The following is a 24,645-nucleotide window of genomic DNA, read 5'->3' on the forward strand; positions in this document are numbered from 1 at the left end:
GTGTCCATAATGCAATATCAAAACGCGGATTACGATAAATTGATTCAGCAGTATGCCGAGCACAAGTTTACCAAGAATGACATCAAGAGCTTTGTATATCGCGTGTTCTCAATGTATGAGCGTGCAACCGTAGGAAAGGTGCGAGTGCCAGCAGAAGCATTTGCCAATCTCGTTGATGAAAATATCCAAGTCGACTTTCCCGATTACAAAATCCATTCTCGGCAAGAGTTTATGGAATGGCACCATTGGATACATGACTTGTTGCTGTCTGACGACCACGATATTGAGCGTATCGAAGTCTCTTACCTAGGTGAAGGTAAGTATGCCGCTGAATTTGATGTACGCTGGCGTGGTGATTTTAAGGATGGTTCGTTTACTGATCTCACCGTCTCGCAACGCTGGGTGATGTACGAATCGGAACAGTTCGATCACCCAGTGATTGAGAGCTACCTTGCGGTGGTAAAGAGCAATAACCTGACTGGCGATTAAGGGAGGTAGGAAGCAACTCTCGTTATTAGCTTAGGTTTAACACCCTAATAAGCGTCTCAGTCCTAGCTCAGTGACCCCATCCCATACAAAAAAGGCGAACCACACGGTTCGCTTTTTTTGATCTTGGAGTTTGATGTTTGGTTGGTTGTTCAAATTCAGAAGCACAAACTGAACCACTACACTCGGCGCTTAATATGGGTCATTCCAGCGAGCCTAGGCGAGACTAGGAATCTACTTACCGCGCGTTAGGTTCTAATAACAGAGCAAATTTTTGGGGAGTTATTGAAATGACTTCAAGCAAACATTCACTAAGAAGACGAATAAAAATATCTATGCAATCAATTAAATATCATTTTTGAAGGCATTTAGCGCGGTAAGTATTATGTGCGCTTTGACCCTGAGTTTCTGGACTTCAGTGCCCCAATTTTGCTCAATAAGTGCAAAGACATCCATTATTGATGTAGTTGTCATTATAAAGCCTATTAAAACAGTAGGTTGTAAGCAGTTGAAGGCAAAGTGATGTGGTAATGTCCCAAGTAGTTTAGACAACTCGGTTGTGTATATCAGGTTAGGTAAGTCTCGTGCTGCCTATAAATTCTGTATTTGTTTAAAGATGATTGTAGGAGCTATGTATGAGTTCATCCGAAATGGAGCTTTCCGATAGTGGTGGACCCGCGGCTCTAAAAGGGTTCGAGTACCAGAACTTTGTAGCTGCATACTATGTACTTAGTATGTTAGAAGATAAAAGCTTGATAACTGTTCGCTGTGAAGCTGTGGATGATATAGATGCCATATACACTGACAAGATTGAATATATTCAAGTGAAAACCACTGATGGTGATTTCAAGTGGAATCCTTCAGAATTTGCAGACGCCGCAACTGAAAGAGTTCCCCCGGTTGGACGTCAAAAAAAAGATCAAATAATCAGTAAAGAGAACTCGATTTTACATAAATCATTGTTATGTGATAGAGGCTCCCTGCCAAGTTACTTTAGGATTGTTACTTCACGCGATGTTACTGATGCGCTTAAATACTTGAAAATAGACCTCCAAACTAGGGGAGAGAAATCGGATCTTAAACTTAAGATCCTTAAGAAGTTAAGTGCGTGTGTAGAGAGGAACAGGCCTAAGAATTTAGATATGTTCAAATCCCCTAATAATAATGGGATTGAGTATTGGCTAGATCATGCTTTTTGGGAAGTCATACCAAGTAAAGAGCTAATAGAGATGCGATGTACTAAACTCATTCGGCAATCTGCTCATAGGAAAGGTATCTATCTCAGCGAAAACGGAGACGCTGAAAGAATACTATGTTCTTTACTTATCAATTTGTATGGTAAGGGAGCGGCTTCTAGAGTGCTTAAGTCTATTGATGATAAGTCTTATCATCGTGAGCATTTCCTTCCTTGGTTTGAAAGTGAGCTCGAACACTATTCTAATCTTAGCAATGAACATGTGAAAGTTTATACAACAAATCAAACGCAGCTCAACGCAGTATTAACTTCCTTTTTTACCGACAAAGAAATCTATAAGGCTTTTAATTTCGAAGGAAGTAAAGAGTGTACTGGGTTGAAAGGTGAATATCACCGCCGTAAATATGGATATGGCCTAATAGCTAGAAACCTTTATGGATGGCTCCATGAAGTACTTCTTTTACCTAATGAAATCGCAGATATTTCTCCCGACAAGATAACGGCGAAATTTCAGACTTTAACTCAACGTTATCAGGACGAAGCTAATTATATCAATGGCTTGGTTGCCAAGGCCTTGTTACACTCTACGGTTAGGACTACTTACAAATCACAACCTATCGCAGCGAACCTTCATGTGGATGGCAAAAATGAAACGTGCTTTGATAATGTCCACATTGTTTTAAATAGTCATAAGCCCGATAGTTTAATTATGGGATTTAGTCGACTTTTAGCTAAACCTAATGAGAGTTCTTTTTCCGATATTGTGAAAGGGTTTGACGAACTATTGGGCTCTGAAGCGTTCACTACACAAAAAGAAAAAATTCTCATAGCTAAAAAGGATAACTATCTTTTAGAGCATGATATAGACGAAATTTTGGAGCCTAACAGTTCTCTAGACTGTAATTTAAATAGGTTCAAATTCGTGTTCTTTATAGGGTATGAGTCTAATCATATAAAATGTAGCTCAAAAGATCTGAACGATGGCTTTGAGGAAAAACTCATAATTGAAGCAAAAAAACAATTTAAAACTTTGGTAGATAAACTTATATCTAAAGATGATTTCTACGAAGACCTAAATATAGAAATCTATCTTTACCCAATTCCTTCGTTATCCTCACTTATAACTGAGGTACAGAATCAAGTGGCATCTCAATGGACAACAGCTTAGATCCAAAACTTTACATGGAAAGTCTTCAGAAAGGTAAGATTACTGCATTTTCGTACCTTAAAATGGTTAATAAGTGTCTATCGTCTCCTGACCTTGTCCCAAGCGGGCAAGAGTTATTAATCCGAGCTTTGGAACAGTTACCGCTTTTCATTAATCAAAAATCCTTATTTCAAAACTTATTGCGTTCAGCTGGCTTATATCCATATATCAAAAAATACTTTGTAGACCTTTCACCTGAAAGAGAATTTGTACTTGATGTATATAAAAGTAACTTTGATGACAATTTCATCTTCCACTCTGTACAAGCTCGAGTTTTCAATCTAATTATATCTGGTAAAAACGTAGTTTTAAGTGCCCCAACCAGTATGGGAAAAAGCGCGATAGTCGATGCTTTGATCGCAGAGCGAAAATTTAAAAATATAGTAATCGTTGTACCCACAATAGCTCTAATAGATGAAACTAGAAGACGTATCAATCAAAGGTTTGGTTTCGAATATCAAATCATTCACCATGGTTCTCAACAACGGAGAAAAGAAAAAGTAATTTATATCTTTACTCAGGAGCGAGTGAATGAGCGAGATGACCTAAATAATGTTGACTTGTTTATTATAGATGAGTTTTACAAGCTTGCTGACACAAAGGATGAGCTGTCTAGGCCGAGAGCATTTGCTCTGAATATTGCGTTAAGCAAGTTGCTTACAGTTTCTAAGCAATTCTATATGACTGGCCCATATATTGATGCTATCCAAGGGCTGAACTCTCTAAAGAGAGAGTTTACTTTCATTCCATCTGATTTTAAAACAGTCGCATTAAATATATATAAATATGAGATAGCTGCAAATGATACAGTTAATAAAAATAAAGAACTAGAAAGGATAATCGAGTCTTACAAAGGGCAAACAATTATATATTGTAAGTCTTCTAGTTCTATTGCAAAGGTCATCCGATTTCTAACTGGATTAAACACTAGGAATCAAAGTAATTTTTTGGCTTCTTGCGATGAGCCTCTAAGAAAGTACTATAGATGGCTAAAACGGAACTATGGTGAAGATTGGGGAGGAACCTGTGCTTTGGCCAATGGTATTGGTGTTCATTACGGGGCTCTTCCACGAGCAATACAACAAAAAACAGTTGAGTTGTTTAACAAGAAACAAATTAAGTTTTTGTTGTGTACCTCTACGATGATCGAGGGAGTGAACACGTCGGCCGAAAACATTGTGATTTACGACAATCGGAATGGCACGCCCAAAGTCGATAGTTTCACTCATAAAAATATATCTGGTCGAGCTGGAAGGATGGGGCAGTACTTGATTGGAAATGTTTTTTGCTTAGAAAAGATTCCTGAACAAGAATCTCAGATTGTGAGGCTACCTTTAGATCAGCAAGGTGAAGGCTCGCCTATCAATTTACTTGCTGGTATACAGCCAGACCACCTCTCTGAGCAAGGAAGTCAAACTTTAAACAATTTTGCTAGGAACTCAGATGTTCCTATGGATATTGTTAGAAAGCACTCATCATATAGCGTTGATGTACTAGAGCGTGCTTATGAACTTATTACAGAGCTATCAATATATGAAATGGAACAAATTGCGACAGTAACAAAGCCTAAAAAATACCAACTAGAGTTACTTACCCGTTTTATCAAAACAGTAGAGAGTCGGGTACTCGCTAGACAACAACTTCACTATGAAGACAATGATGATTTGTATAACAAATTAGGCCGATATATATACGCGGACAAGCATACCCATTATGTTAAAAAACAAATTGAATACATTTATAAATCACGTGACTGTGGTGAAATGCGTTCCGATTCGACAGATAAAGAGTTAGGTATTGTTCGTAACATATTTAAACATGCAGTCCCTAGAGCCCTCGCGTTGCTTGAAGATCTACTCAACTATGAGTTTAAGTCCTTAGAGCTTCCAACAAAAGCGAACTTGGGTTGGCTAATACATATATTTGAAAATAGCCATTTACCGTCTTCATTTTCGGCACTGGAAGAGATGGGTATTCCAATTGAAACGCTGGAGAAGCTAGTTACAGATAGGCTGAGTGAAGCTGATATTGATACATTGGTGCGTTATTTACGAATTTACCATAAGGAAATACGTTCCCTAAGTTCAGTAGATTTAATGTTCATTAAGCAAGCTGTATATTAATGATTCTGTTTTTATCGAACATAATAAACAATCTTTAAAAAAGGCGAACCAATCGGTTCGCCTTTGTCTATTTAGATTCTACAAAAATTAATCTTCGTAGTTATCGATGCTTGGGCACGAGCAGATTAGGTTACGGTCGCCGTATACGTTATCTACGCGGTTTACTGTTGGCCAGTATTTCCAAGATTTGGTTGCTTTAGAAGGGAAGCAGCCAAGCTCACGAGAGTAAGGGCGATCCCATTCATCTTTCGCTAGGTCAACTTGAGTGTGTGGCGCGTTAACAAGCGGGTTGTTATCTAGCGGCCATTCACCGTTCTTAACCTTTGTCATCTCTTCACGGATTGCGATCATCGCATCACAGAAGCGGTCTAGCTCTTCTAGGTCTTCCGATTCTGTTGGCTCAACCATTAGCGTGCCTGCTACAGGGAACGACATGGTTGGTGCGTGGAAACCGTAGTCCATGAGACGCTTCGCGATGTCTTCTTCGCTGATGCCTGTTTCTTCTTTTAGTGGACGAATGTCGATAATACATTCGTGCGCTACACGGCCGTTTGAGCCACGGTAAAGAACAGGGTAGTGAGGGCGTAATTGCTCCATCACGTAGTTCGCGTTCAGAATCGCTACTTTTGTTGCGTCTGTTAGGCCAGCTTCGCCCATCATTGCGATGTAAGCCCAAGAGATAGGCAGGATAGACGCGCTACCCATATCCGCTGCGGATACTGCGAAGTTTTCGCCGTCTGCACCGTTTTCAATGTGACCTGGTAGGAAAGGCGCTAGGTGCGATTTCACACCGATAGGACCCATACCCGGACCGCCACCACCGTGTGGGATACAGAAGGTTTTGTGTAGGTTTAGGTGAGAAACGTCTGAGCCGATGAAGCCTGGCGTTGTTAGACCAACTTGTGCGTTCATGTTTGCGCCGTCTAGGTAAACCTGACCGCCTGCGGCATGAACCATTTCACATACTTCTTTCACTTGCTCTTCGTACACGCCGTGCGTAGAAGGGTAAGTGATCATGATGCTTGATAGGTTGTCTTTATGCTTTTCGATTTTCGCTGCTAGGTCAGTGACGTCGATGTTGCCTTCTTCATCACACTTAACCACAACGACTTTCATTGACACCATAGACGCTGTTGCAGGGTTAGTACCGTGCGCAGAGCTTGGGATCAAACATACGTTGCGGTGACCTTCGCCACGGCTTTCGTGGTAGCGTTGAATCGCGATAAGACCTGCGTACTCACCAGATGCACCAGAGTTTGGTTGTAGTGAGAATGCGTCGTAGCCTGTGATTTCACATAGCTTCTCTTTAAGATCTTTTGCTAGCGCTGCGTAACCGGCTGCTTGTTCTGCTGGTGCGAACGGGTGGATCGAACCAAACTCAGGCCATGTTACTGGAATCATCTCTGCTGCTGCGTTCAGCTTCATCGTACAGCTGCCCAATGGGATCATGCCATGCGTTAGCGAGAAGTCTTTGTTCTCTAGCTGTTTTAGGTAACGCATCATCTGTGTTTCGCTGTGGTGCGTGTTAAACACAGGGTGCGTTAGGTATTCTGTTGTACGGCGCAGTGCTTCTGGAATCGCAGCAAACTCGTTGCCAGCAATTTCAGTTGATAGTGCTGCCACTTCTTCTTTCACACCGAATACTGCGAATAGGGCTTCTACGTCTGCCACTGTTGTGGTTTCGTCGAAGCTTACACCTAGCTGAGTACCCAACTTACGTAGGTTGATGTCTGCGGCTAGTGCTTTCGCGTATAGGTCTTCAGTTTGCGCACCAGTATTGATGGTGATGGTGTCGAAGAAGCTGTTGTGAGCGAGCTCGAAGCCGCCTTTGGTTAGGCCAGCAGCTAGGATAGCGGTCATGTGGTGCGTACGACGAGCAATCGTGCGTAGACCTTCTGCGCCGTGGTAAACCGCGTAGAAAGACGCCATGTTCGCTAGTAGAGCTTGAGCGGTACAGATGTTTGATGTCGCTTTTTCACGACGGATGTGCTGCTCACGCGTTTGCATTGCCATGCGCAGTGCTTGGTTGCCGTTGGTATCGATAGAAACACCGATAACACGACCTGGCATTGTACGCTTGTGCTTGTCACGTGTTGCCATGAAGGCTGCGTGTGGGCCGCCGTAACCCATAGGAACGCCGAAACGTTGTGCCGAGCCGATTGCAACGTCTGCGCCCATTTCACCCGCAGGTTTGAGTAGGGCAGAAGCTAATAGGTCAGTCGCTACGGTTACTAGCGTTTTGTTTGCTTGCGCTTTTGCGATGATGTCCGTTAGGTCACGTACTTCACCCGTTGTACCTGGGTATTGAACTAGCGCGCCGAATACGTCTTGCTCTGGTAGTGATTCTAGAGAACCAACTAGTACTTCAAAGCCGATGAATTTCGCACGAGTTTTTACCACTTCGATGGTTTGTGGGTGAACGTCGTCAGCAACGAAGAATACGTTACTCTTGCTCTTACCCGCACGCTTACAAAGTGTCATCGCTTCTGCTGCTGCCGTTGCTTCATCAAGCAATGATGCGTTCGCGATTTCCATACCAGTAAGATCCATCACCATTTGTTGGTAGTTTAGAAGCGCTTCTAGACGACCTTGTGAGATCTCTGGTTGGTAAGGGGTGTAAGCGGTGTACCAGCCCGGGTTTTCCATCACGTTACGTAGGATTACGTTTGGCGTGAAGGTGTTGTAGTAACCCTGACCAATGAATGTACGTTTAACTTGGTTCTGATCGGCGAACTCACGCATCGCTGCCAGCATGTCTGCTTCGCTTTTCGCTTCTGCCAAGCTCATTGGCTGCTCTAGGCGAATTTGTGCTGGTACGGTTTCGTCGATAAGCGAATCTAGGCTAACTGCGTTGATTGCTTCCAACATTTTCTGTTGGTCAGATTTGTTTGGTCCATTGTGGCGAGCAACGAACTCGTTTTGTGTGCTGAGGCTTTGAAGTAATTCAGTCATTGTCCTTTACCTACTCCTTGGCTCGGGTAACGGATTTGCGTTACTGATAAATTAAATTATACGTCCGAACCTAGAAAAAAAGCTGTCCACTAATCGTTATGCTAGGGGACAGCTTTCGTCTCATCCTAATTACTCTTCTTCGATAGAGCTTAGGTATTCTTCCGCATCTTTTAAGTCATCCAACTCAGATGGGTTTGAAAGCTTCACTTTCACAATCCAACCACCTTCGTATGGTTCTTCGTTGATTAGCTCTGGGCTGTCTTCTAGCTCTTCGTTGATTTCAACTACTTCGCCGGTGATTGGTGAGTAGATGTCTGAAGCTGCTTTTACTGACTCAACCAAAGAAAAGCTTTCGCCCGCTTCGACTTCATCTTCCACGTCTGGTAGGTCAACGAAAACTACGTCACCTAGCATCTCTTGAGCGTGCTCTGAAATACCGATAGTTACTGTGCCGTCACCGTTGTCACGTACCCACTCGTGGCTATCTGTAAACTTCAGTGTTTTGTCCATTGCTTAATCTCCAAATAACTTGTCAGGATAGTTTCTGATTTAATAAATCTTTTATTGGTAAAGAGGGTAACGACTGCAAAGCTCTTTCACTTGCTTGCGTACGCGTTTTTCTACTTCTGCGTCACCTTCAGGGTTGTTCACCAAACCGTCCAGTACGTCACCAATCCAATTACCGATGAGTTTGAATTCTTCAGCGCCAAAGCCGCGGCTTGTACCCGCAGGCGTTCCTAAACGGATGCCCGATGTAATCATAGGCTTCTCTGTGTCGAATGGGATGCCATTTTTGTTACACGTGATACCTGCACGCTCTAGTGCTTCTTCTGCTTTGTTACCTTTCAAGCCTTTAGGGCGAAGGTCAACCAGCATTAAGTGCGTGTCTGTACCACCGGTTACGATGTCGCAACCGCGAGTTTGCAATACTTCCGCCAGAACTTTTGCGTTGTTGATCACTGAATCAATATAAGTTTTGAATTCAGGACCAAGCGCCTCACCGAACGCCACTGCTTTAGAAGCAATCACGTGCATCAGTGGGCCGCCTTGTAGACCTGGGAATACCGCTGAGTTGATTTTCTTAATGATGTCTTCGTGGTTGGTCAGGATCATACCGCCACGTGGGCCACGTAATGTTTTGTGCGTTGTGGTTGTAACAACGTGTGCGTGAGGAAGCGGGCTAGGGTGCGCGCCTGTTGCGATAAGACCGGCAATGTGTGCCATGTCGACCATAAGAATCGCGTTTACTTCGTCTGCGATTTCACGGAATTTTGCAAAGTCGATAGTACGTGGAATGGCACTACCGCCTGCGATGATCATTTTAGGTTGGTGCTCAAGTGCAAGTTGGCGAACGTCTTCGTAGTTGATTTCTAGTGTTTCGCGGTCAACGCCGTATTGAACAGCATTAAACCACTTACCAGAAAGTGCAGGGCGAGCACCGTGTGTTAGGTGACCACCTGCGTCTAGAGACATACCAAGAATTGTGTCGCCAGGTTGAAGTAGCGCCAGTTTTACTGCGCCGTTTGCTTGTGCGCCTGAGTGTGGTTGAACGTTTGCGTATTCACAATTGAAAAGTTTTTTCGCGCGTTCGATAGCAATGGCTTCCACTGTATCTACGTGCTCACAACCACCATAGTAACGGCGACCTGGGTAACCTTCAGCGTATTTGTTTGTTAGGCATGTGCCTTGAGCTTGCATTACCGCTTTAGAAACGATGTTCTCAGAAGCGATAAGTTCGATTTGTTCGTTTTGGCGAGCGAATTCTGCCTGAATTCCAGCAAAGACAGCGTCATCTGTCGCAGAGAGGTTGGTAGAGAAAAAGTTTTCCAAGCTGTGGTTAGGGTAACTCTTGTTCATGGTAGTTGACCTTCCAAATCTGAAAATGAACCCGCAGTAGAAATAGTTGTTTGATTGCGATGGTGGCTCATTTGTCCTCAAAACAGCTGAACTGCATAGCAGAACAGAGTGAACTTTCGGCCCGAATAAGTGGGCAAAACTCCGTCGGATTGTGGTTTCTCTTGTCCAATCTCTTACGGAAATGTGCATCTCTACATCTAACAAGTTGGTAACATAGCGCTTGCGGCACGAACAATCAACCAAAAATTTCCTATAGGAAACGAGATTTCTGGTTTTGTTAACAAGAGCACGCTTTAATTAACTCGGTGGACTTTTATCCACTATAGGGTTCATGCACAATGCTAATCGGAAGGAATAAAGGATATTTACAGAGGGATTTATGGCTGAAAGTATTTACGATGAATACCCGTCAATGACGTTGGCGAAAGAGCAGCAAGACCAGAATATTGAACCGCTTAAGCTCGGTCAGCGCATAAAAGATATCCGCTCTAAACTTGGTATTACGTTAGAAGAGGCAAGCCAACGAACTGGCCTTGCGCGTTCTACGCTAAGTAAGATCGAGAATGAACAGATTTCTCCAACGTTCCAAGCGATGCAAAAATTAGCGCATGGCTTACAAATTGACATGCCGCAACTGTTTGAACCACCTAGAAAAAAGGTAGCGACAGGGCGCAGGGATGTGACCAAGAAAAAAGAGGGTAAACCACACCCAACCCAAACCTACGAACACGAGCTGTTGGCGACTCAACTTTCCAATAAGAAAATGATGCCTTTTAAGAGCCAAATTCGTGCCCGTAGTTTTGACGAATACAAAGACTGGGTTCGCCATGATGGGGAAGAGTTTTTGCTCATCTTATCAGGTGAGGTGATGTTTTATTCTGAGTTCTATGAGCCTGTTGTATTAAGCGAAGGCGACAGTGTGTATTACGATGCGAACATGGGTCATATGTTGACCAGTGTGAGTGAGGAAGACGCGCACATTTTGTGGGTGACTGCCAAATAGTGATAAATAGTTGTAAATTTCCTATAGTGAAAGCAAACGTTTGCTATCGGTTTTGAATACGTTATGATGGCGCTCTGTTGATGATATCTCACTCAACAGAGCGCCTTTTTTGTGCGTTTTGTTGTGATTAAAATGTTAAAAGTCACACTTTTGAAAGTCGAGCGATGTCTTGTTCGTGCAAAATTGAATCAAGCGTGTTTATTATTGGAAACATTATTCGATGCGAATGCCGACAGCATTCTCGGGTCTATCTAAATGGAGACGAAAATGACTCAAGAACTTCTGAAAACACCACTGCATGCACTTCATGTTGAAGTAGGCGCAAAGATGGTCCCGTTCGCGGGTTACGACATGCCAGTTCAATACCCACTGGGCGTTAAGAAAGAACACTTACACACTCGTGATGCAGCAGGTCTGTTCGATGTTTCTCACATGGGTCAACTTCGTTTGATTGGTGATGGCGCAGCAGCGTTCTTAGAGACACTGGTTCCGGTTGATATTGTTGACCTAGGTGCGGGCAAGCAACGTTATGCTTTCTTTACTAATGAGCAGGGCGGCATCATGGACGACTTGATGGTGGCTAACCTTGGCGATCACCTGTTTGTTGTTGTGAACGCAGCATGTAAAGAGCAAGATATTGCGCACCTTCAGGCGCATCTTCCTTCTGGCATTGAGCTAGAGATTATTGATGACCGCGCACTGCTTGCGATTCAAGGCCCTAAAGCGGCAGAAGTACTAGCGCGTTTCGCACCAGAAGTAGCAGAGATGCTATTTATGGATGTTCGCAAAGTTGAACTACTGGGCGTTGAGTGCATTGTTTCTCGTAGTGGTTACACTGGCGAAGACGGTTACGAAATCTCTGTTCCTGCGGACAAAGCAGAAGAGCTTGCTCGTAAACTCACAGGTGAAGAAGAAGTCGAGTGGATTGGCCTTGGTGCTCGTGACTCTCTTCGTCTTGAATGTGGCCTGTGTCTGTACGGTCATGACCTAGATACAACAACAACGCCTGTTGAAGCAAGCCTACTATGGGGCATTCAAAAAGTACGTCGCGCTGATGGCGAGCGTGCAGGTGGCTTCCCTGGTGCTGATATCATTCTTAAGCAGATCGAAACGAAAGACGTTGCACGTAAGCGTATTGGCTTGGTTGGTCAAACAAAAGCACCGGTTCGTGAAGGTGCTGAGCTGTTCGACGCAGACGGTAACAAGATTGGTGTGGTAACAAGTGGTACAGCAGGCCCTAACGCAGGCAAGCCAGTATCAATGGGTTACGTACGCGCAGATCTAGCGGCTATCGGTACAGAGCTGTTTGCAGAAGTACGTGGCAAGATGCTACCAATGACGGTAGAAAAAATGCCGTTCGTACCACAACGCTATTACCGTGGTTAATTAAGCTAATTCATTGATTTAGTGAGTTAAATAAGGCTCGTTATTCCAGCGAGCCTAAGCAAAACTAGGAATCTAACCATCAGAACGCAGGTTCCATTAAGTTTCCTCTCTAAAGCGATAAGCACAAATAAAAATGCCGAGCTCAGTGCTCGGCATTTTTTATGTTCTTTTCAAAGCTCTGCTTATGCGGTGAGTTCTTCGATAGGGCAACACATCTCAATCACAACTTCACTCAGTTTGCTTGGGTGAATCATGTCTTCTTTGTTCACGCTAAACTGACTTGCCATGATGGTGTTGAACAATTCCCAGTGGTTAATCAGCATTTTTTCGCGATTGTCTGCATCTTCTGGCCACGTCTCTTGCATCATAGGCGCTAGGCTAATCGCACCATGTGCAAACACCAGCATTTGCCACTTTGATTCCCATTGATCAATACGATGCTCTGGGTATTCCACGTTGTAGTCAGCAAAGAGGTCGGTAAAGATCGCCGCGAACTCATCTTTGGATCTTAAGAAGTATTGCAGCAATGCATCGTCGCCTTGGCGAATCGCATCGGCAATCATTTGGACTGGGTGCGGGTTAACGAGTGCAAACGCTAGCATTCTTACCATGAACAAGTAGATTTTTTGATTCGATGGCGTATTCGCTGGCATCTCGCTTACTAACTGCGCCATGTAGCTTTGCATGAATTCGTCCATGCCATCACTGACGGCTTGCCAGATCTTCTCTTTGCTACCGAAGTGGTGGCGAATCAAACTATGGGACACACCAGCTTTCTCACTGATGTTTCGAAGCGAGACACGTTCGTACCCTAACTCACAGAACATATCTGCCGCGACTCTTAGAATCAGGCACTTAGTTTGCTCAGCGGCTTCAGCACTTCTACGGCCTTGCTTTCTTTCTGTCATAGTTCGAATTTTCCCGAATATTAATCAACGCGCCTATTTTTACCAGAAACCGGACAGTTTGCCTAATTATTTTATTATCCACATGGAAAATATGTTGATCATTTTTTCGTTATACATATACTGCACACCTGTGTAGTAAATATAAAGTCGATGGAGAAAGCCAGTGCGAAAACAATACTTAAAGCGCACATTTGTCGGAGCAGCGGTGGCATTGAGCCTCGCCACGATGCTGACAGGGTGTAACAAAGCCGTATCAGAACCGTCTGAGCCATTAATCAAACCTGTAAAATTACTTGCTGTTAATGATCTGACTGTTGCCGATTCCGATGCATTCCTTGCACGAATAGATGCAACGTACAGAGCCCAACTTTCATTTCAGGTAGGTGGCGAAATTGAGAAGTTGATCGTGAGAATGGGAGAAGAGGTGAAGCAGGGCGATGTACTTGCAACGCTAGACCCAAAAGACTTGCAGTTAGCTCTTGATGCATCACAAGCGCAGTACGCATTAGCGAAAACCCAATGGGAACGCTCGAAAAGCTTGTACAACAAGAAGCTGATCAGTACAGACAGTTACGACCAACAAGAAACGCAATACAAAGCGGCACTGGCAAACTTAGAGCAAGCGAAAACCGATTTGAGCTACACAGAGATTCATGCGCCGTTTGATGGTGTGGTGTCTTATACCTACGTGAAGCCATACCAAGTGGTCGCTGCTAAGCAAGAAATCCTAAACCTAATCGACAACACCACTTTGGACGTGTCTTTTACTTTGCCTGTGACTTACGCCGAAGCGGTGTCGTTGAACTCACTTAAAGATGCAGAGATGTGGGTGACGATGGACAGCGAACCAAACAACCGCATCCAAGGCAAATTCAAAGAAATCTCTACTCAACCAAATGCCGACACTAACAGCTACGAAGCGATCGTGACGATTACTCGTCCTTCTGATCGTAACTTGCTAACGGGCATGACAGGCCAAGTACACATTGCGAAGCAAAACGTATCGAACGCGATGATGTTGCCAAATGCGGCTTGGGTGTCGAAAGATGCCGCTCATGGTGAGGTTTGGGTAATGGACAGCGATACGCAGCAAGTGAATAAAGTGACCTTGTCACTGAATGCGAACGGTGCTGTTGAGTCGGGTCTAGACAAGAATGATTACGTTGTTATTGCAGGTGTTGAACGCCTAGTGGAAGGCCAAGTCGTGAAAGCTTGGGTTCGTGAGGAAGGTATCTAATGAAACGTTCATTATTCACAGTATCGGCTATCGCACTGGCGGTACTCACCGGTTGTAACAGCACAGACGAAGTCACCGCAGAGCAGCCTTTGTATGTTTCTACGGTTGCTGTCGATGTTCCAGTAAAAAGCCAATACCGCACATTCAAAGGCCAAGTTGTGCCTGCGGAACAAACGCCAATTGCATTCCGTCGCGCAGGCGAAGTTCAGCATGTGCTAGTCAAAGCGGGTGACACGGTTAAAGAAGGCCAGATGATCGCTAAGCTGGACGACAGTAAAGAAAAGCAAGCAGTAAACGATGCAGAAGCACAATACACGCTAGCGATTCGTCAGCTTAAACGTGGTGAAGAGCTGCATAACCGCCAAATGATTTCAAAAGCGGAATTGGATGAGCTAACAGCAAACAAAGAACTGGCGGAAGCAAACTTCTACAACGCAACAAACCAATTGAACTACACACGTTTATTTGCACCGTTTGCGGGCAAGGTTTCTGATGTATTCAAAGAGCGATTTGAGCGTGTTGCGATTGGTGAGCCGGTTCTTAACCTGTATCAAAGCGACAAAGTTTACGTTCGTATCGAACTGTCAGACAACGTGCTTGCGATGGTAAACCCAAATACACAAAGCATGAGCTACCAACCTCAAGCAACGTTCTCGGGTGATGCGAAATCCTATGCGTTGGATTACTTGGAGCACACCAGTGAGCCAAACGCTCAAACGCAAACCTACCAAATGTATTTAACCATGCCCCAACCTGAGGAAGAGATTCTACCGGGTACCAGCGTAAGCGTTGCAGTAGACATGGTAGCAGCGGGCATTACTTCCATTGATGGCTACAACATCCCAATGACTGCGTTACAAGCGGGCAATCAAGATGGTGAGTTTTTTGTTTGGAAATTAAATGGTGACGCTGTCACTAAAGTTGAAGTAACCATCGACCAAGTTAATGGTGAAGGTGCGATTGTGTCATCAGGTGTTGCTCAAGGCGATGTATTAGTGAATTCCAGCTTACGCAAACTGCGCGAAGGTAAGCATGTGGATGTGGTGGAGAAACAATAATAATGAGCATTGCTGAATACTCAATTAAGAACAAAGTCATCAGCTGGCTGTTCATCGTTATTCTAGCGATCGGCGGTGTGACGTCTTTCCTAGAACTGGGTCGATTGGAAGACCCGGCATTTACCATCAAAGATGCGATGGTGATTGCGACTTATCCTGGTGCGACTTCTAAAGAAGTAGAAGAAGAGCTGACGTATCCGCTTGAGAAAGAGATTCGTAAGCTGCCTTATATCGATAAGATCACGTCGACGTCCTCTAGTGGTATGTCTCAGATTATGGTGAGCATGAAGATGGATTACGGTCCAGATGAATTGCCGCAAATCTGGGATGAAATGCGCCGTAAAATCAACGATCTGCAACCAACTTTGCCGCAAGGCGTTCAATCTCTGCAAATCATTGATGACTTTGGTGACGTGTACGGCGTAATGCTGATGCTAACGGGTGATGACTACGATTACGTAGAACTGAAACGTTATGCAGACCAACTTACGCGTGAACTCGAACTGATTGATGGTGTGGGTAAAGTTGACATCGCTGGCGACCAACAAGAGATGCTGTTTGTTGAGATTTCATTGGATCGCTTGGCGGCTCTGAACCTCGACATGAACGTGATCTCTGGCTTGCTGAACCAACAGAACAATGTGGTTTCTGCGGGTGAGGTAATGGTAAACGGTGAGAGCCTTATTATTCGCCCAAGCGGTACATTAAACACAGTTGAAGCACTAGAAAACCTGATTATTCATGGTCGCGATACAGGTAATCTGATCCGTCTGAAAGACGTTGCAACCATCAGCCGTGGCATTCAAGAAAAGCCGGGTAATGTGCTGCTGTACAACGGTAAGAAAGCAATCAACATCGGAATTTCGTTTGCGTCTGGCGTAAACGTAGTAGAAGTTGGTCAACGTATTGAAGCCGAACTAGCAAGCCTTGAAACCATCAAGCCTGCTGGCATCGATATGAACTACTTCTACAACCAATCGCAAGAAGTTGACGATTCAGTAAAAGCGTTTGTTATTAGTTTGGCAGAAGCTGTTGCTATCGTAATCATCGTACTGCTGTTCACCATGGGTTTACGCAGTGGTGTGATCATCGGTTTGGTGCTGTTGTTGACGGTATTTGGCACCTTCATCTTGATGAACTACAACAACATTGAGCTGCACCGTATCTCACTTGGTGCACTGATCATTGCACTCGGTATGCTGGTGGACAACGCCATCGTGGTGGTCGAGGGGATATTGGTTGGCCTTAAGAAAGGACGAACCAAAGTTCAAGCGGCAACAGATATCGTGAAACAAACTCAGTGGCCGCTGCTTGGTGCGACAGTCATTGCTATTACCGCGTTTGCGCCTATCGGTCTGTCACAAGATGCGACTGGTGAGTTCATGGGCTCTCTGTTCTGGGTTCTGTGTTTCTCGCTATTCTTGAGCTGGATTACGGCGATTACGCTAACGCCATTCCTAGCCGATCTTCTATTGAAAGAAGAAGACAAAAACGCAGATGCAGAAGACGAAGACCCATACAAAGGTTGGTTGTTCGTTGCGTTCGGTGCGTCTCTTAAACTTGCGCTTCGTTTCCGTTGGTTAACGGTAGCAGGCATGGTAGCGCTGTTGGTTGGTGCTGTCGTTGCGTTTGGTAGTGTGAAACAACAGTTCTTCCCGCCGTCAAACACGCCGATGTTCTACGTTGATATGTGGATGCCTGAAGGCACAGACATTCGCGAGACCATCAAGAAAGCGGAAGAAGTTGAAAGCTACATCCGTACTCAAGACAACATTGATTTTGTATCAGCGTCGATTGGTCAAGGTTTGCAGCGTTTCGCTCTGACTTACCAACCGGAGAAGAGCTACGAAGCCTACGCACAGTTCCAAGTTCGTACTACGGACCGTGAGAACATGTTTGAGCTACTGCATAAGCTGGACGACAACCTAGCGAAGACGTTCGATAAGCCAACGTTCCAGTTCAAGTTGATGGAATTCGGCCCGTCACCAGCGTCTAAGATTGAAGCGCGTATTACTGGCCCAGATCCACAAGTGCTACGTGAGCTTGCGGTACAAGTAGAAGATATTCTTCATACTGACCCAGGTGCTCGTAACATCCGTCACGACTGGCGTGAGCGCACTAAAGAGCTAGTGCCTGTATTTAACGAATCTAAAGCTCGTCGATTAGGCATCTCGAAAGAAGATCTTTCAAGCACACTGCAAATGGCGTTTGGTGGTAGCACACTTGGCTTCCTTCGCGATGGTACACACATTCTGCCTATCATGACGCGTTTGCCAGAAGCGGAGCGTGTGGATTTTGAATCACTGCAAAACGTGAACATCTGGAGTCCATCGCTACAAAGCTACATTCCAGTTGATCAAGTGATTGATGGTGTGAAACTGGATTGGGATGAGCCACTGATTCAACGTCGTGACCGTAAACGTACTCTGACGGTACTGGCTGACCACGATGTATTAAGTGATGACACCGCAGCAAGCTTGTTTGCTCGTGTTCAACCAAAAGTGATGGCACTGCATATCCCAGAAGGTTACGAAATCACGTGGGGTGGTGAGTACGAATCATCGAAAGATGCACAAGAAGGTCTGTTTGGTTCACTGCCAATGGGTTACTTGTTGATGTTCATCATTACGATGCTGTTATTTAACTCACTGAAGAAGCCGTTGGTTATTTGGTTCACAGTACCACTGTCTATCATTGGTGTGGCATTTGGTCTTCTGATGACAAACATGCCATTTAGCTTTACCGCGTTCCTTGGTCTATTGAGCTTGAGCGGTATGATTCTGAAAAACGGTATCGTACTTCTTGACCAGATTAACCTAGAGCTAGCATCAGGTAAGGATCCTTACTTAGCGATTGTCGACAGTGCGATTAGCCGTGTTCGACCAGTAAGTATGGCGGCGCTGACCACCATCCTAGGTATGATTCCATTGGTGTTTGATGCGTTCTTCGGCTCAATGGCAATTACGATTATGGCAGGCCTTGGTTTTGCTACAGTTTTGACTCTGATTGTTGTACCAGTCATGTTTGCAATTCTGTTTAAGATCAAACCAACCACTGCATAAGGGACTTCCTGGCTTTATTTATTGTCAGATTCCTGCCAAGCCCTGAGGGTATTCCTCAGGGCTTTTTTGATCTGAGAGAATTGAGATACGAGATGCGAGAAGGAGAAAATAATGGAGGCGAGAATCTAGACGCGGGAAGAAGATGAAGGTGAAAGAAGGGCTGGTGGTTTCGTGTACACCTAACTGATTTTTATGATTTTCTTACAAGCGATTGATAAATCATGCGTATACTAAGAATACATCATCATTAAAAGAGCGAACGCAAATGAACAATCGCGGATTACACGGACTCTTCCTATTAGGTTCTCTAACGCTTATTGGCTGTTCTACGACAGACGGCGTTTCTTCAAATACCACGGAAGCGCAAGCGCCTGTGGAAGTGAAAAGTGCCGATGCGGCAACAATCGCAACTTGGATTGACCAAAGCATTCTGAACCCAGAAGGGCTTTCTTTAGCAAACGACAAGATCAACTACCAAGTGGGTTCTGCTGACTTAAACAGTGACGGTATGGCAGAACACTTTGTGTTGTTCCAAGATCGTTACTTCTGCGGAAGTGGTGGCTGTACTGGGTACATATTCGATAACAGCGGCAAAATGCTTAGCCGCATGTCAGTAACCAGAACGCCGATTGCACTTATCGACAGTTACAGCAACGGTTGGCAAGATTTTGTTGTGTGGAGCAATGGCGCATACCGTCAAATGAGCTTTAATGGTGACTCTTACCCAAGTAACCCATCTGTCGAGCCAAAATACGACCATAACACCCAAGTGCAAACAGCAATCGCGTATGTGATGGCAACCGAGCTTTACCAACAAGACGGTTACGACATTCTGCCTGTTGACGATAAAGAGATTTGGACGCCAGCGAACGTTTATCACTTTACCTTTAAGCATCATGGCGACCCGCACAGCGTGTACAATGCAACGGTGAATTTGAGCAGCGGCGACGTGGATATCGAATCTGAACCAATGCAATAAATTGTCGGTTTAAACACTGCCAACTTAAACAAGAAAAGGGCGAACACTTATCATAAGAGTTCGCCCTTTGTGGTTTCTATGTGTTTGCTTTTGTTTCTATTGTTTTTGGAGCTTAGGCTGCTTTAGAACCTAGCCAGTTTAGAACTTATAGGTAGCGCCCGCATAGAAAGAGCCAATCTGTACGTCTGTATCCAGACTTGAACCTTTCGGTTTTACTGTGAAATGATCCATTTCATACGCCGCGCGAAAGGTGATGTTCTCAAATTGAATTGGCGTGTATTCCAGACCTGCCCCGATACGCAGGGATAAGTCATCTTCATTGTCTGTCGTCGGAATATCAACAGACATATAACCCAAACCAAAGGTTGCAAAAGGGCGCAGGCCATTATTGAACGAGTAACCAATATTCGCCGCTACCGAGACGTTGCTCGCGCCTAAATCATAAGCCGTATCTACGATCTTAAAATCACCATATTTGGTGTACTGCGCTTCCACGGCAACGATACGGTTGAACTGATAACCACCAATGATTTTGAACGCGGTACCGTTGTCATCCACTTTTGTAAACGGGTTGTCGTCACTAAACGTGTTGTTACCCACACCGCCTCCAAGATAAAAACCTGAGACATCTTGTGAATCATTTGCTTGAGCACAAACGCTAAAAAGAGCGGATAAAAGGATGATTGTGTTTTTCATAGTTACCTCTGTATGACTGTCTGTCTTGTTATATTTAAAACGGTGTTCATTATCTAAATGAGGCGCTGAAAAACTAAACAAAAAGCAAACAAAAACCAAATACTTCCCTTTGATTTAGTCACTTAGGTAATTGTGTGTTTTTTGTGTGATTGGAAGGTATGCACAATAAGAAATCGATGTTTGAATCCTTGATTACGTCCAAACTGGACGCTTTATGCTGGTGTGATGAGGTTGATTTGGTTTTTCGAATGGTTTGAGAAACCTAACCTATAATTCAAGGAGTTGAGAAAGTGATGAGCTTGTATGCATAGAATCTATTTCGCCAATCTAGTCCTAGACCCGACGACAAGAAAACTGTCCAATTCAGACGGCGATGATGTTCCCCTAAGACCGCTGCCATACCAAGTATTGAACTTGCTGATAGAAAAGCAGGGTGTGCATGTGACTCGTGAGGCGCTATTCGAAACCTGTTGGGATGGCTCAGTCGTTACCGATCAAGCATTAACCAATGTGATTTCCGGTTTAAGAAAGAAACTGGCTCAGTTGAACGCACAAGGCGTACAGATTAAAACGGTAAGTAAAATTGGTTATTTACTGGAAGTTGATGCGGATGTGAAACCCATCAAACAGAAAGTTGAGATACCGGAACTCCAAACGCTCGAAATTGATGATGTTGAACCTCAAGTCAAAGCAGCGCCCAAACAAGAATCTGAATCGCGAGACAAGGCATTTAGCGTAACTCCGATACTGATGACGGCTTTCCTGCTTTTCGCGATTGTCTCTGTGCTTTATTTTCGTCCGTTTGCGCCACATCCTGATTTTCTTGATGATTCGGATTACCAACACTTTTCTGTGTCTGAAACGGACTTCTACTTTTACGATCAAAATCATGATGAGTTAGATCTTTCGGCGTTGGCAAAGAGCCTCAACGATGAAGTATTTCCGGTTTGTCCGGCTATCGTATATTTGCGCGTATCTGAATCGGCTTATCAAGAAGGAGCGCATATTTTGCGTGCGTTTGCTTTCGCCAAAAACAGCAATAAGAACGTCAACTACATTAAGTTTTCTCTCGATATCGACACCTTGAAAGAAACGGTCTTAGAGAGCATGAGCAGGGCGGATGCAATATGCAAATAAGTAAACTTCTTGTACTCAATATTGCATTGGCAACGGGACTCGTGGGTGTGGTTGTTCACCAAAAGTATTTCCAATCGGATGAAATCACTGGTTCGCGTTGGGCGTGTGCAACGTTTGAAGAAGACTTTATTACCAGAGGTTATCGACGTTATGAAAACATTAGTGACCGTTCTGTCGTGGTGTTTAGCTCGGATAGAGACATGTACATTTTCCAGAAAGGCTCCTTGCTAACGAAAAAGGGCGAAAGCAAAGAGTATGAGCTGGTTTACAACGGCAAGTATCAAGTGGATGGACATGCGCTGACGGTGGATTATCAGAAAGTCAGCTGGAATGAACAGCCAACGGAGAGTGAAGTGTTTGTAAGAGACATGAACTCATACGTGGGCACAAAAACGGACTTCATTTACAAAGTGGAGGACGAACAACTGTTCTTTTTCAATCAGAGCGAAACAGAAGAGAGTAACTTTATCTGCTATCGGATTTAGCGCCCGTTAGATTCCGCTTATCGCTCAATAAAAAACACCTCCCAATGCCGAGGCTAGAGGGAGGTGTCGAATGCCAAATCGAGGGAGGCATTGTTAATCGTTGCTTAGAACCATCTAAGCGAATTAGTCACGATTAAGCAGCTGCTTCTTGTTTCGCTTCTGCTTTGTTCTTTAGGAACGCGTAAGTGAAACCTGTTACCGCTGTACCTGCTGCGATTGCTACCAAGTACATTAGCACTGGTGAGATTGCGTTAGGGATAAGCAGTACGAACAAACCACCGTGTGGTGCCATCAGTTTTGCACCGAACAGCATTGATAGAGCACCTGTTAGTGCGCCACCCGCCATACATGATGGGATTACACGCATTGGATCTTTCGCTGCGAATGGGATTGCACCTTCAGAGATGAAGCACAGACCAAGAACGAATGATGCTTTACCTGCTTCACGCTCGCTTTGCTCGAACTTGTTCTTAGCAATGAACGTCGCAAGACCCATACCTAGTGCCGGTGTCATACCTGCTGCCATGATTGCAGCCATTGGCGCGTAAGTTTGTGAAGCCAATAGACCTACACCGAATGCGTAAGCGGCTTTGTTTACTGGACCACCTAGGTCGAAACACATCATCGCGCCAAGGATAATACCCAGTAGAACCGCACTGTCTGAACCCATGTTGTTTAGGAAATCAGTTAGGCCGCTCATGATGCCAGATACTGGACCACCCACGATGTAAATCATCACAAGCCCCGTGAACAATGTCGCCACGAACGGGATGATAAGGATAGGTTTAAGTGCTTCCATTGATTGTGGAAGTTTTACTTTGTCGGCAAGGAACTTAGCAGCGTAACCTGCGATGAAACCTGCTGCGATACCACCAAGGAAACCTGCACCAGTTGAACTAGCAAGCATACCGCCAACTAGGCCCGGAGCCAGACCCGGACGGTCAGCAATAGAGAACGCGATGTAACCAGCAAGAACTGGAATCATCAATGCGAATGCAGAGCCACCACCGATGTTCATTAGCGCTGCTGCTAGCGTGCCTTCTTCTTTAAACGCTTCGATACCAAATACGAAGGAAAGGGCGATGATCAAACCACCGGCAACCACAACTGGGAGCATGTGAGATACACCTGTCATTAGGTGCTTGTACGCGCCTTTCTTCTCTTCTGTCGCTGATGATGCGCTAGAAGAGCCAGAGTGTTGGTATACGCTTGCTTGTTCAAACGCTTTGTCCATTTCTTCCGCTGTTTTCTTCAGCGCTGGACCTGTTTTAGTGCGGTACATCTTCTTGCCGTTAAAGCGGTCAAGAGGTACTTCGATGTCTGCTGCGATGATGACCAAATCTGCGTCTGCGATTTCTTGGTCAGTCAGTTGGTTTTTCGCACCTACTGAGCCACGTGTTTCCACTTTGATTTGGTGACCACGACGTTTGCCTTCTTCTTCTAGCGCTTCTGCTGCCATGAAGGTGTGCGCAACGCCGGTTGGACATGCTGTGATAGCAACAATCTTTTTAGTTGCAGAGGCGCTTTCTGCTGGTGCTGCTACTTGTGCCGCAACTGTATTTGCTTGCTCTAGTGTTGCTGCACTTTCAACAGCAGTTTGTAAGAATGCGGATGCGTCTTTCGCTACAGTGCTGATATCTGCTTGGTAGACTTTTTTACCTACGAAACGAGAAGTATCAACTGGAGTGTTAGCCGCAATTACGATCGCTTCTGCTTGTTCAATGTCAGCGTCTGTCAGCAGTGTTGGTTCAACCACGCTTGATTGGCATTCAATCTTTGCGTTCCAACCCAGCTTCGCCGCTGCTTGTTCTAGTAGACCTGCCGCAATGATGCTGTTCGCAACACCACTTGGACAAGCTGTAATAATGGCAATATTCATACTGATAACCTTCTGTTCCTTAGTTTTTGTCTAAGTTCGTATTAGGGTAAAGCTCGGTTACTTGCGTTTGGAGCTTGATGTTCTCCAGTTCTTCCTGACTGGTTAGGCCAACGCCAACTTGGCTTACTGCTAGGGCAGAAAGCGCAGTAGCGAAGCGCAGTAAATCGTTTTTCGGCATCACTTGCATGTGACCCCAGCACAAGCCAGCAACAAGCGTGTCGCCAGCACCAACGGTGCTTACTACATTCATTCGTGGTGGTTGAGCACGCAACCATTCGCCTTGGTTAAGCCACATCACGCCGTCTGCACCCATAGAAACTACGATGTTCTCAATACCTTTATCGCTTAGCGTTTGCGCTGCTTCTTGGCATTGTTCTGGCGTTGAAAGGTGCTCGCCGACAAAGTCACTTAGCTCTTCGTCGTTTGGTTTGATCAACCAAGGATGTGCGTCGATGCCTGCGCGTAGTGCTGCTTTGCTGCTATCGAACAAGACTTTCTTGCCTTGCTTATGCAGCTTCTCAATCCATGCTGCGCATTGCTCTGCAGTAACACCGCCCGGTAGGCTGCCTGCCAATACAAAGTAATCGTGTGTTTCTGCAAGGCGGAATAGGGTTTCTTCAAAGCGCGCGATTTCTTCTGCTGTGACTTGAACACCAGGGAAGTTGATGTCGCTCACTTGGCCATCTGCTTCAACCAATTTCACGTTGATGCGAGTTGCGCCTTCGACTTCAACGAACTCGTTTTTAACCTTGATATCGCTAAATAGCTGGTGGAACAGCTCTGGGTTGTCTTTGCCAAGAAAGCCGGTCACTGTTACGTCTGCACCTAGGTCACTAAGTACTTTCGCTACGTTTACGCCTTTACCAGCCGCGTGCAGGTTGCTCTTTTCAACTAGGCTGACAGAACCCACTTTGATTGAGTCCAGCGAACCTGTTAGATCAAGGGCAGGGTTAAGCGTGATGGTAACGACTTTGTTTGTTTTCAATACTGTCATT

At 44.8% G+C, this 24,645-nt stretch carries 18 protein-coding genes; 11 read left to right on the forward strand and 7 right to left on the reverse strand.

What is annotated here, in order from left to right; genetic code table 11:
* The first annotated feature begins 9 nt into the window (after positions 1-9).
* From A9237_RS27570 to A9237_RS20570, 3 genes are all read left to right on the forward strand, one after another.
* Entirely contained in the window at positions 10-489 is a 480-nt protein-coding gene (locus tag A9237_RS27570) for a hypothetical protein (RefSeq protein WP_237358459.1), read from the forward strand.
* A 632-nt stretch (positions 490-1,121) separates the two neighbouring features.
* A complete protein-coding gene (locus tag A9237_RS20565) occupies positions 1,122-2,849 on the forward strand; it encodes a dsDNA nuclease domain-containing protein (RefSeq protein ID WP_078609441.1) in 1,728 nt (575 codons plus the stop codon).
* Positions 2,834-5,011 (forward strand): DEAD/DEAH box helicase, encoded by a 2,178-nt coding sequence (locus A9237_RS20570; protein ID WP_078609443.1) that lies wholly within the window; start codon positions 2,834-2,836, stop codon positions 5,009-5,011. Before A9237_RS20565 ends, A9237_RS20570 begins: the two co-directional genes overlap by 16 nt.
* An 87-nt stretch (positions 5,012-5,098) precedes the next feature.
* On the opposite strand, the gene gcvP is transcribed toward A9237_RS20570, so the two are convergent.
* From gcvP to A9237_RS20585, 3 genes are all read right to left on the reverse strand, one after another.
* On the reverse strand, positions 5,099-7,963 hold the full coding sequence (gcvP, locus tag A9237_RS20575; RefSeq protein ID WP_078609445.1) for an aminomethyl-transferring glycine dehydrogenase: 2,865 nt from the start codon (positions 7,961-7,963) through the stop codon (positions 5,099-5,101).
* 129 nt (positions 7,964-8,092) lie between these two features.
* Complete coding sequence (gene gcvH / locus A9237_RS20580; protein ID WP_005451648.1) at positions 8,093-8,473, reverse strand: glycine cleavage system protein GcvH; 381 nt, start codon at positions 8,471-8,473, stop codon at positions 8,093-8,095.
* A 51-nt stretch (positions 8,474-8,524) separates the two neighbouring features.
* Positions 8,525-9,820 carry a serine hydroxymethyltransferase gene (locus A9237_RS20585; RefSeq protein WP_005451650.1) on the reverse strand — a complete coding sequence of 432 codons (1,296 nt, stop codon included), beginning with the start codon at positions 9,818-9,820 and terminating at the stop codon, positions 8,525-8,527.
* Between the two features lie 379 nt (positions 9,821-10,199).
* On the opposite strand from A9237_RS20585, the gene A9237_RS20590 reads away from it, so the two are divergent.
* Both A9237_RS20590 and gcvT read left to right on the forward strand, forming a co-directional pair.
* Positions 10,200-10,823 (forward strand): helix-turn-helix domain-containing protein, encoded by a 624-nt coding sequence (locus tag A9237_RS20590; protein WP_005431308.1) that lies wholly within the window; start codon positions 10,200-10,202, stop codon positions 10,821-10,823.
* 267 nt (positions 10,824-11,090) lie between these two features.
* Positions 11,091-12,209 (forward strand): glycine cleavage system aminomethyltransferase GcvT, encoded by a 1,119-nt coding sequence (gene gcvT / locus A9237_RS20595; RefSeq protein WP_020197065.1) that lies wholly within the window; start codon positions 11,091-11,093, stop codon positions 12,207-12,209.
* A 182-nt stretch (positions 12,210-12,391) separates the two neighbouring features.
* On the opposite strand, the gene A9237_RS20600 is transcribed toward gcvT, so the two are convergent.
* Complete coding sequence (locus tag A9237_RS20600) at positions 12,392-13,117, reverse strand: TetR/AcrR family transcriptional regulator (RefSeq protein WP_005441953.1); 726 nt, start codon at positions 13,115-13,117, stop codon at positions 12,392-12,394.
* A 163-nt stretch (positions 13,118-13,280) separates the two neighbouring features.
* Between A9237_RS20600 and A9237_RS20605 the strand changes: the two genes are divergently transcribed.
* The 4 genes from A9237_RS20605 (at position 13,281) to A9237_RS20620 (ending at position 19,453) form a co-directional block, all read left to right on the forward strand.
* Positions 13,281-14,354: an efflux RND transporter periplasmic adaptor subunit gene (locus A9237_RS20605; protein ID WP_005441951.1), complete on the forward strand. Its 1,074-nt coding sequence runs from the start codon at positions 13,281-13,283 to the stop codon at positions 14,352-14,354.
* Positions 14,354-15,412 carry an efflux RND transporter periplasmic adaptor subunit gene (locus tag A9237_RS20610; protein WP_078609447.1) on the forward strand — a complete coding sequence of 353 codons (1,059 nt, stop codon included), beginning with the start codon at positions 14,354-14,356 and terminating at the stop codon, positions 15,410-15,412. The genes A9237_RS20605 and A9237_RS20610 overlap by 1 nt, the downstream gene beginning before the upstream one ends.
* A 2-nt stretch (positions 15,413-15,414) precedes the next feature.
* Positions 15,415-18,474 carry an efflux RND transporter permease subunit gene (locus A9237_RS20615; protein ID WP_078609449.1) on the forward strand — a complete coding sequence of 1,020 codons (3,060 nt, stop codon included), beginning with the start codon at positions 15,415-15,417 and terminating at the stop codon, positions 18,472-18,474.
* Between the two features lie 265 nt (positions 18,475-18,739).
* Positions 18,740-19,453 (forward strand): hypothetical protein, encoded by a 714-nt coding sequence (locus tag A9237_RS20620; protein WP_078609451.1) that lies wholly within the window; start codon positions 18,740-18,742, stop codon positions 19,451-19,453.
* Positions 19,454-19,591: 138 nt separating this feature from the next.
* On the opposite strand, the gene A9237_RS20625 is transcribed toward A9237_RS20620, so the two are convergent.
* A complete protein-coding gene (locus tag A9237_RS20625) occupies positions 19,592-20,149 on the reverse strand; it encodes a porin family protein (RefSeq protein WP_078609452.1) in 558 nt (185 codons plus the stop codon).
* A 303-nt stretch (positions 20,150-20,452) separates the two neighbouring features.
* On the opposite strand from A9237_RS20625, the gene A9237_RS20630 reads away from it, so the two are divergent.
* Positions 20,453-21,286 (forward strand): winged helix-turn-helix domain-containing protein, encoded by an 834-nt coding sequence (locus A9237_RS20630; RefSeq protein WP_078609454.1) that lies wholly within the window; start codon positions 20,453-20,455, stop codon positions 21,284-21,286.
* Positions 21,277-21,771, forward strand: coding sequence for a hypothetical protein (locus A9237_RS20635; protein WP_078609456.1), 495 nt, complete (start codon positions 21,277-21,279; stop codon positions 21,769-21,771). The genes A9237_RS20630 and A9237_RS20635 overlap by 10 nt, the downstream gene beginning before the upstream one ends.
* 133 nt (positions 21,772-21,904) lie before the next feature.
* Here A9237_RS20635 and fruA read toward each other — a convergent pair whose 3' ends face one another.
* Positions 21,905-23,650 (reverse strand): PTS fructose transporter subunit IIBC, encoded by a 1,746-nt coding sequence (gene fruA / locus A9237_RS20640; protein WP_078609458.1) that lies wholly within the window; start codon positions 23,648-23,650, stop codon positions 21,905-21,907.
* Positions 23,651-23,669: 19 nt separating this feature from the next.
* The gene (gene pfkB / locus A9237_RS20645) at positions 23,670-24,644 is read right to left on the reverse strand and encodes a 1-phosphofructokinase (protein WP_078609460.1); all 975 of its coding nucleotides are present in this window, start codon (positions 24,642-24,644) and stop codon (positions 23,670-23,672) included.
* Between the last annotated feature and the right edge of the window lies 1 nt (position 24,645).

This window comes from Vibrio owensii (genome assembly GCF_002021755.1).
In the GTDB taxonomy this organism is placed as follows: Bacteria; Pseudomonadota; Gammaproteobacteria; order Enterobacterales; family Vibrionaceae; genus Vibrio; species Vibrio owensii.

Coding starts and splice junctions, on each gene's coding strand:
- A9237_RS20585 (WP_005451650.1), bottom strand. CDS start 9,820: ATGAACAAGAGTTACCCTAACCACAGCTTGGAAAACTTTTTCTCTACC.
- fruA (WP_078609458.1), bottom strand. CDS start 23,650: ATGAATATTGCCATTATTACAGCTTGTCCAAGTGGTGTTGCGAACAGC.
- A9237_RS20630 (WP_078609454.1), top strand. CDS start 20,453: ATGCATAGAATCTATTTCGCCAATCTAGTCCTAGACCCGACGACAAGA.
- gcvP (WP_078609445.1), bottom strand. CDS start 7,963: ATGACTGAATTACTTCAAAGCCTCAGCACACAAAACGAGTTCGTTGCT.
- A9237_RS20620 (WP_078609451.1), top strand. CDS start 18,740: ATGAACAATCGCGGATTACACGGACTCTTCCTATTAGGTTCTCTAACG.
- A9237_RS20610 (WP_078609447.1), top strand. CDS start 14,354: ATGAAACGTTCATTATTCACAGTATCGGCTATCGCACTGGCGGTACTC.
- A9237_RS20565 (WP_078609441.1), top strand. CDS start 1,122: ATGAGTTCATCCGAAATGGAGCTTTCCGATAGTGGTGGACCCGCGGCT.
- A9237_RS27570 (WP_237358459.1), top strand. CDS start 10: ATGCAATATCAAAACGCGGATTACGATAAATTGATTCAGCAGTATGCC.
- A9237_RS20635 (WP_078609456.1), top strand. CDS start 21,277: ATGCAAATAAGTAAACTTCTTGTACTCAATATTGCATTGGCAACGGGA.
- gcvH (WP_005451648.1), bottom strand. CDS start 8,473: ATGGACAAAACACTGAAGTTTACAGATAGCCACGAGTGGGTACGTGAC.
- A9237_RS20590 (WP_005431308.1), top strand. CDS start 10,200: ATGGCTGAAAGTATTTACGATGAATACCCGTCAATGACGTTGGCGAAA.
- A9237_RS20625 (WP_078609452.1), bottom strand. CDS start 20,149: ATGAAAAACACAATCATCCTTTTATCCGCTCTTTTTAGCGTTTGTGCT.
- gcvT (WP_020197065.1), top strand. CDS start 11,091: ATGACTCAAGAACTTCTGAAAACACCACTGCATGCACTTCATGTTGAA.
- A9237_RS20600 (WP_005441953.1), bottom strand. CDS start 13,117: ATGACAGAAAGAAAGCAAGGCCGTAGAAGTGCTGAAGCCGCTGAGCAA.
- pfkB (WP_078609460.1), bottom strand. CDS start 24,644: ATGACAGTATTGAAAACAAACAAAGTCGTTACCATCACGCTTAACCCT.
- A9237_RS20570 (WP_078609443.1), top strand. CDS start 2,834: ATGGACAACAGCTTAGATCCAAAACTTTACATGGAAAGTCTTCAGAAA.
- A9237_RS20615 (WP_078609449.1), top strand. CDS start 15,415: ATGAGCATTGCTGAATACTCAATTAAGAACAAAGTCATCAGCTGGCTG.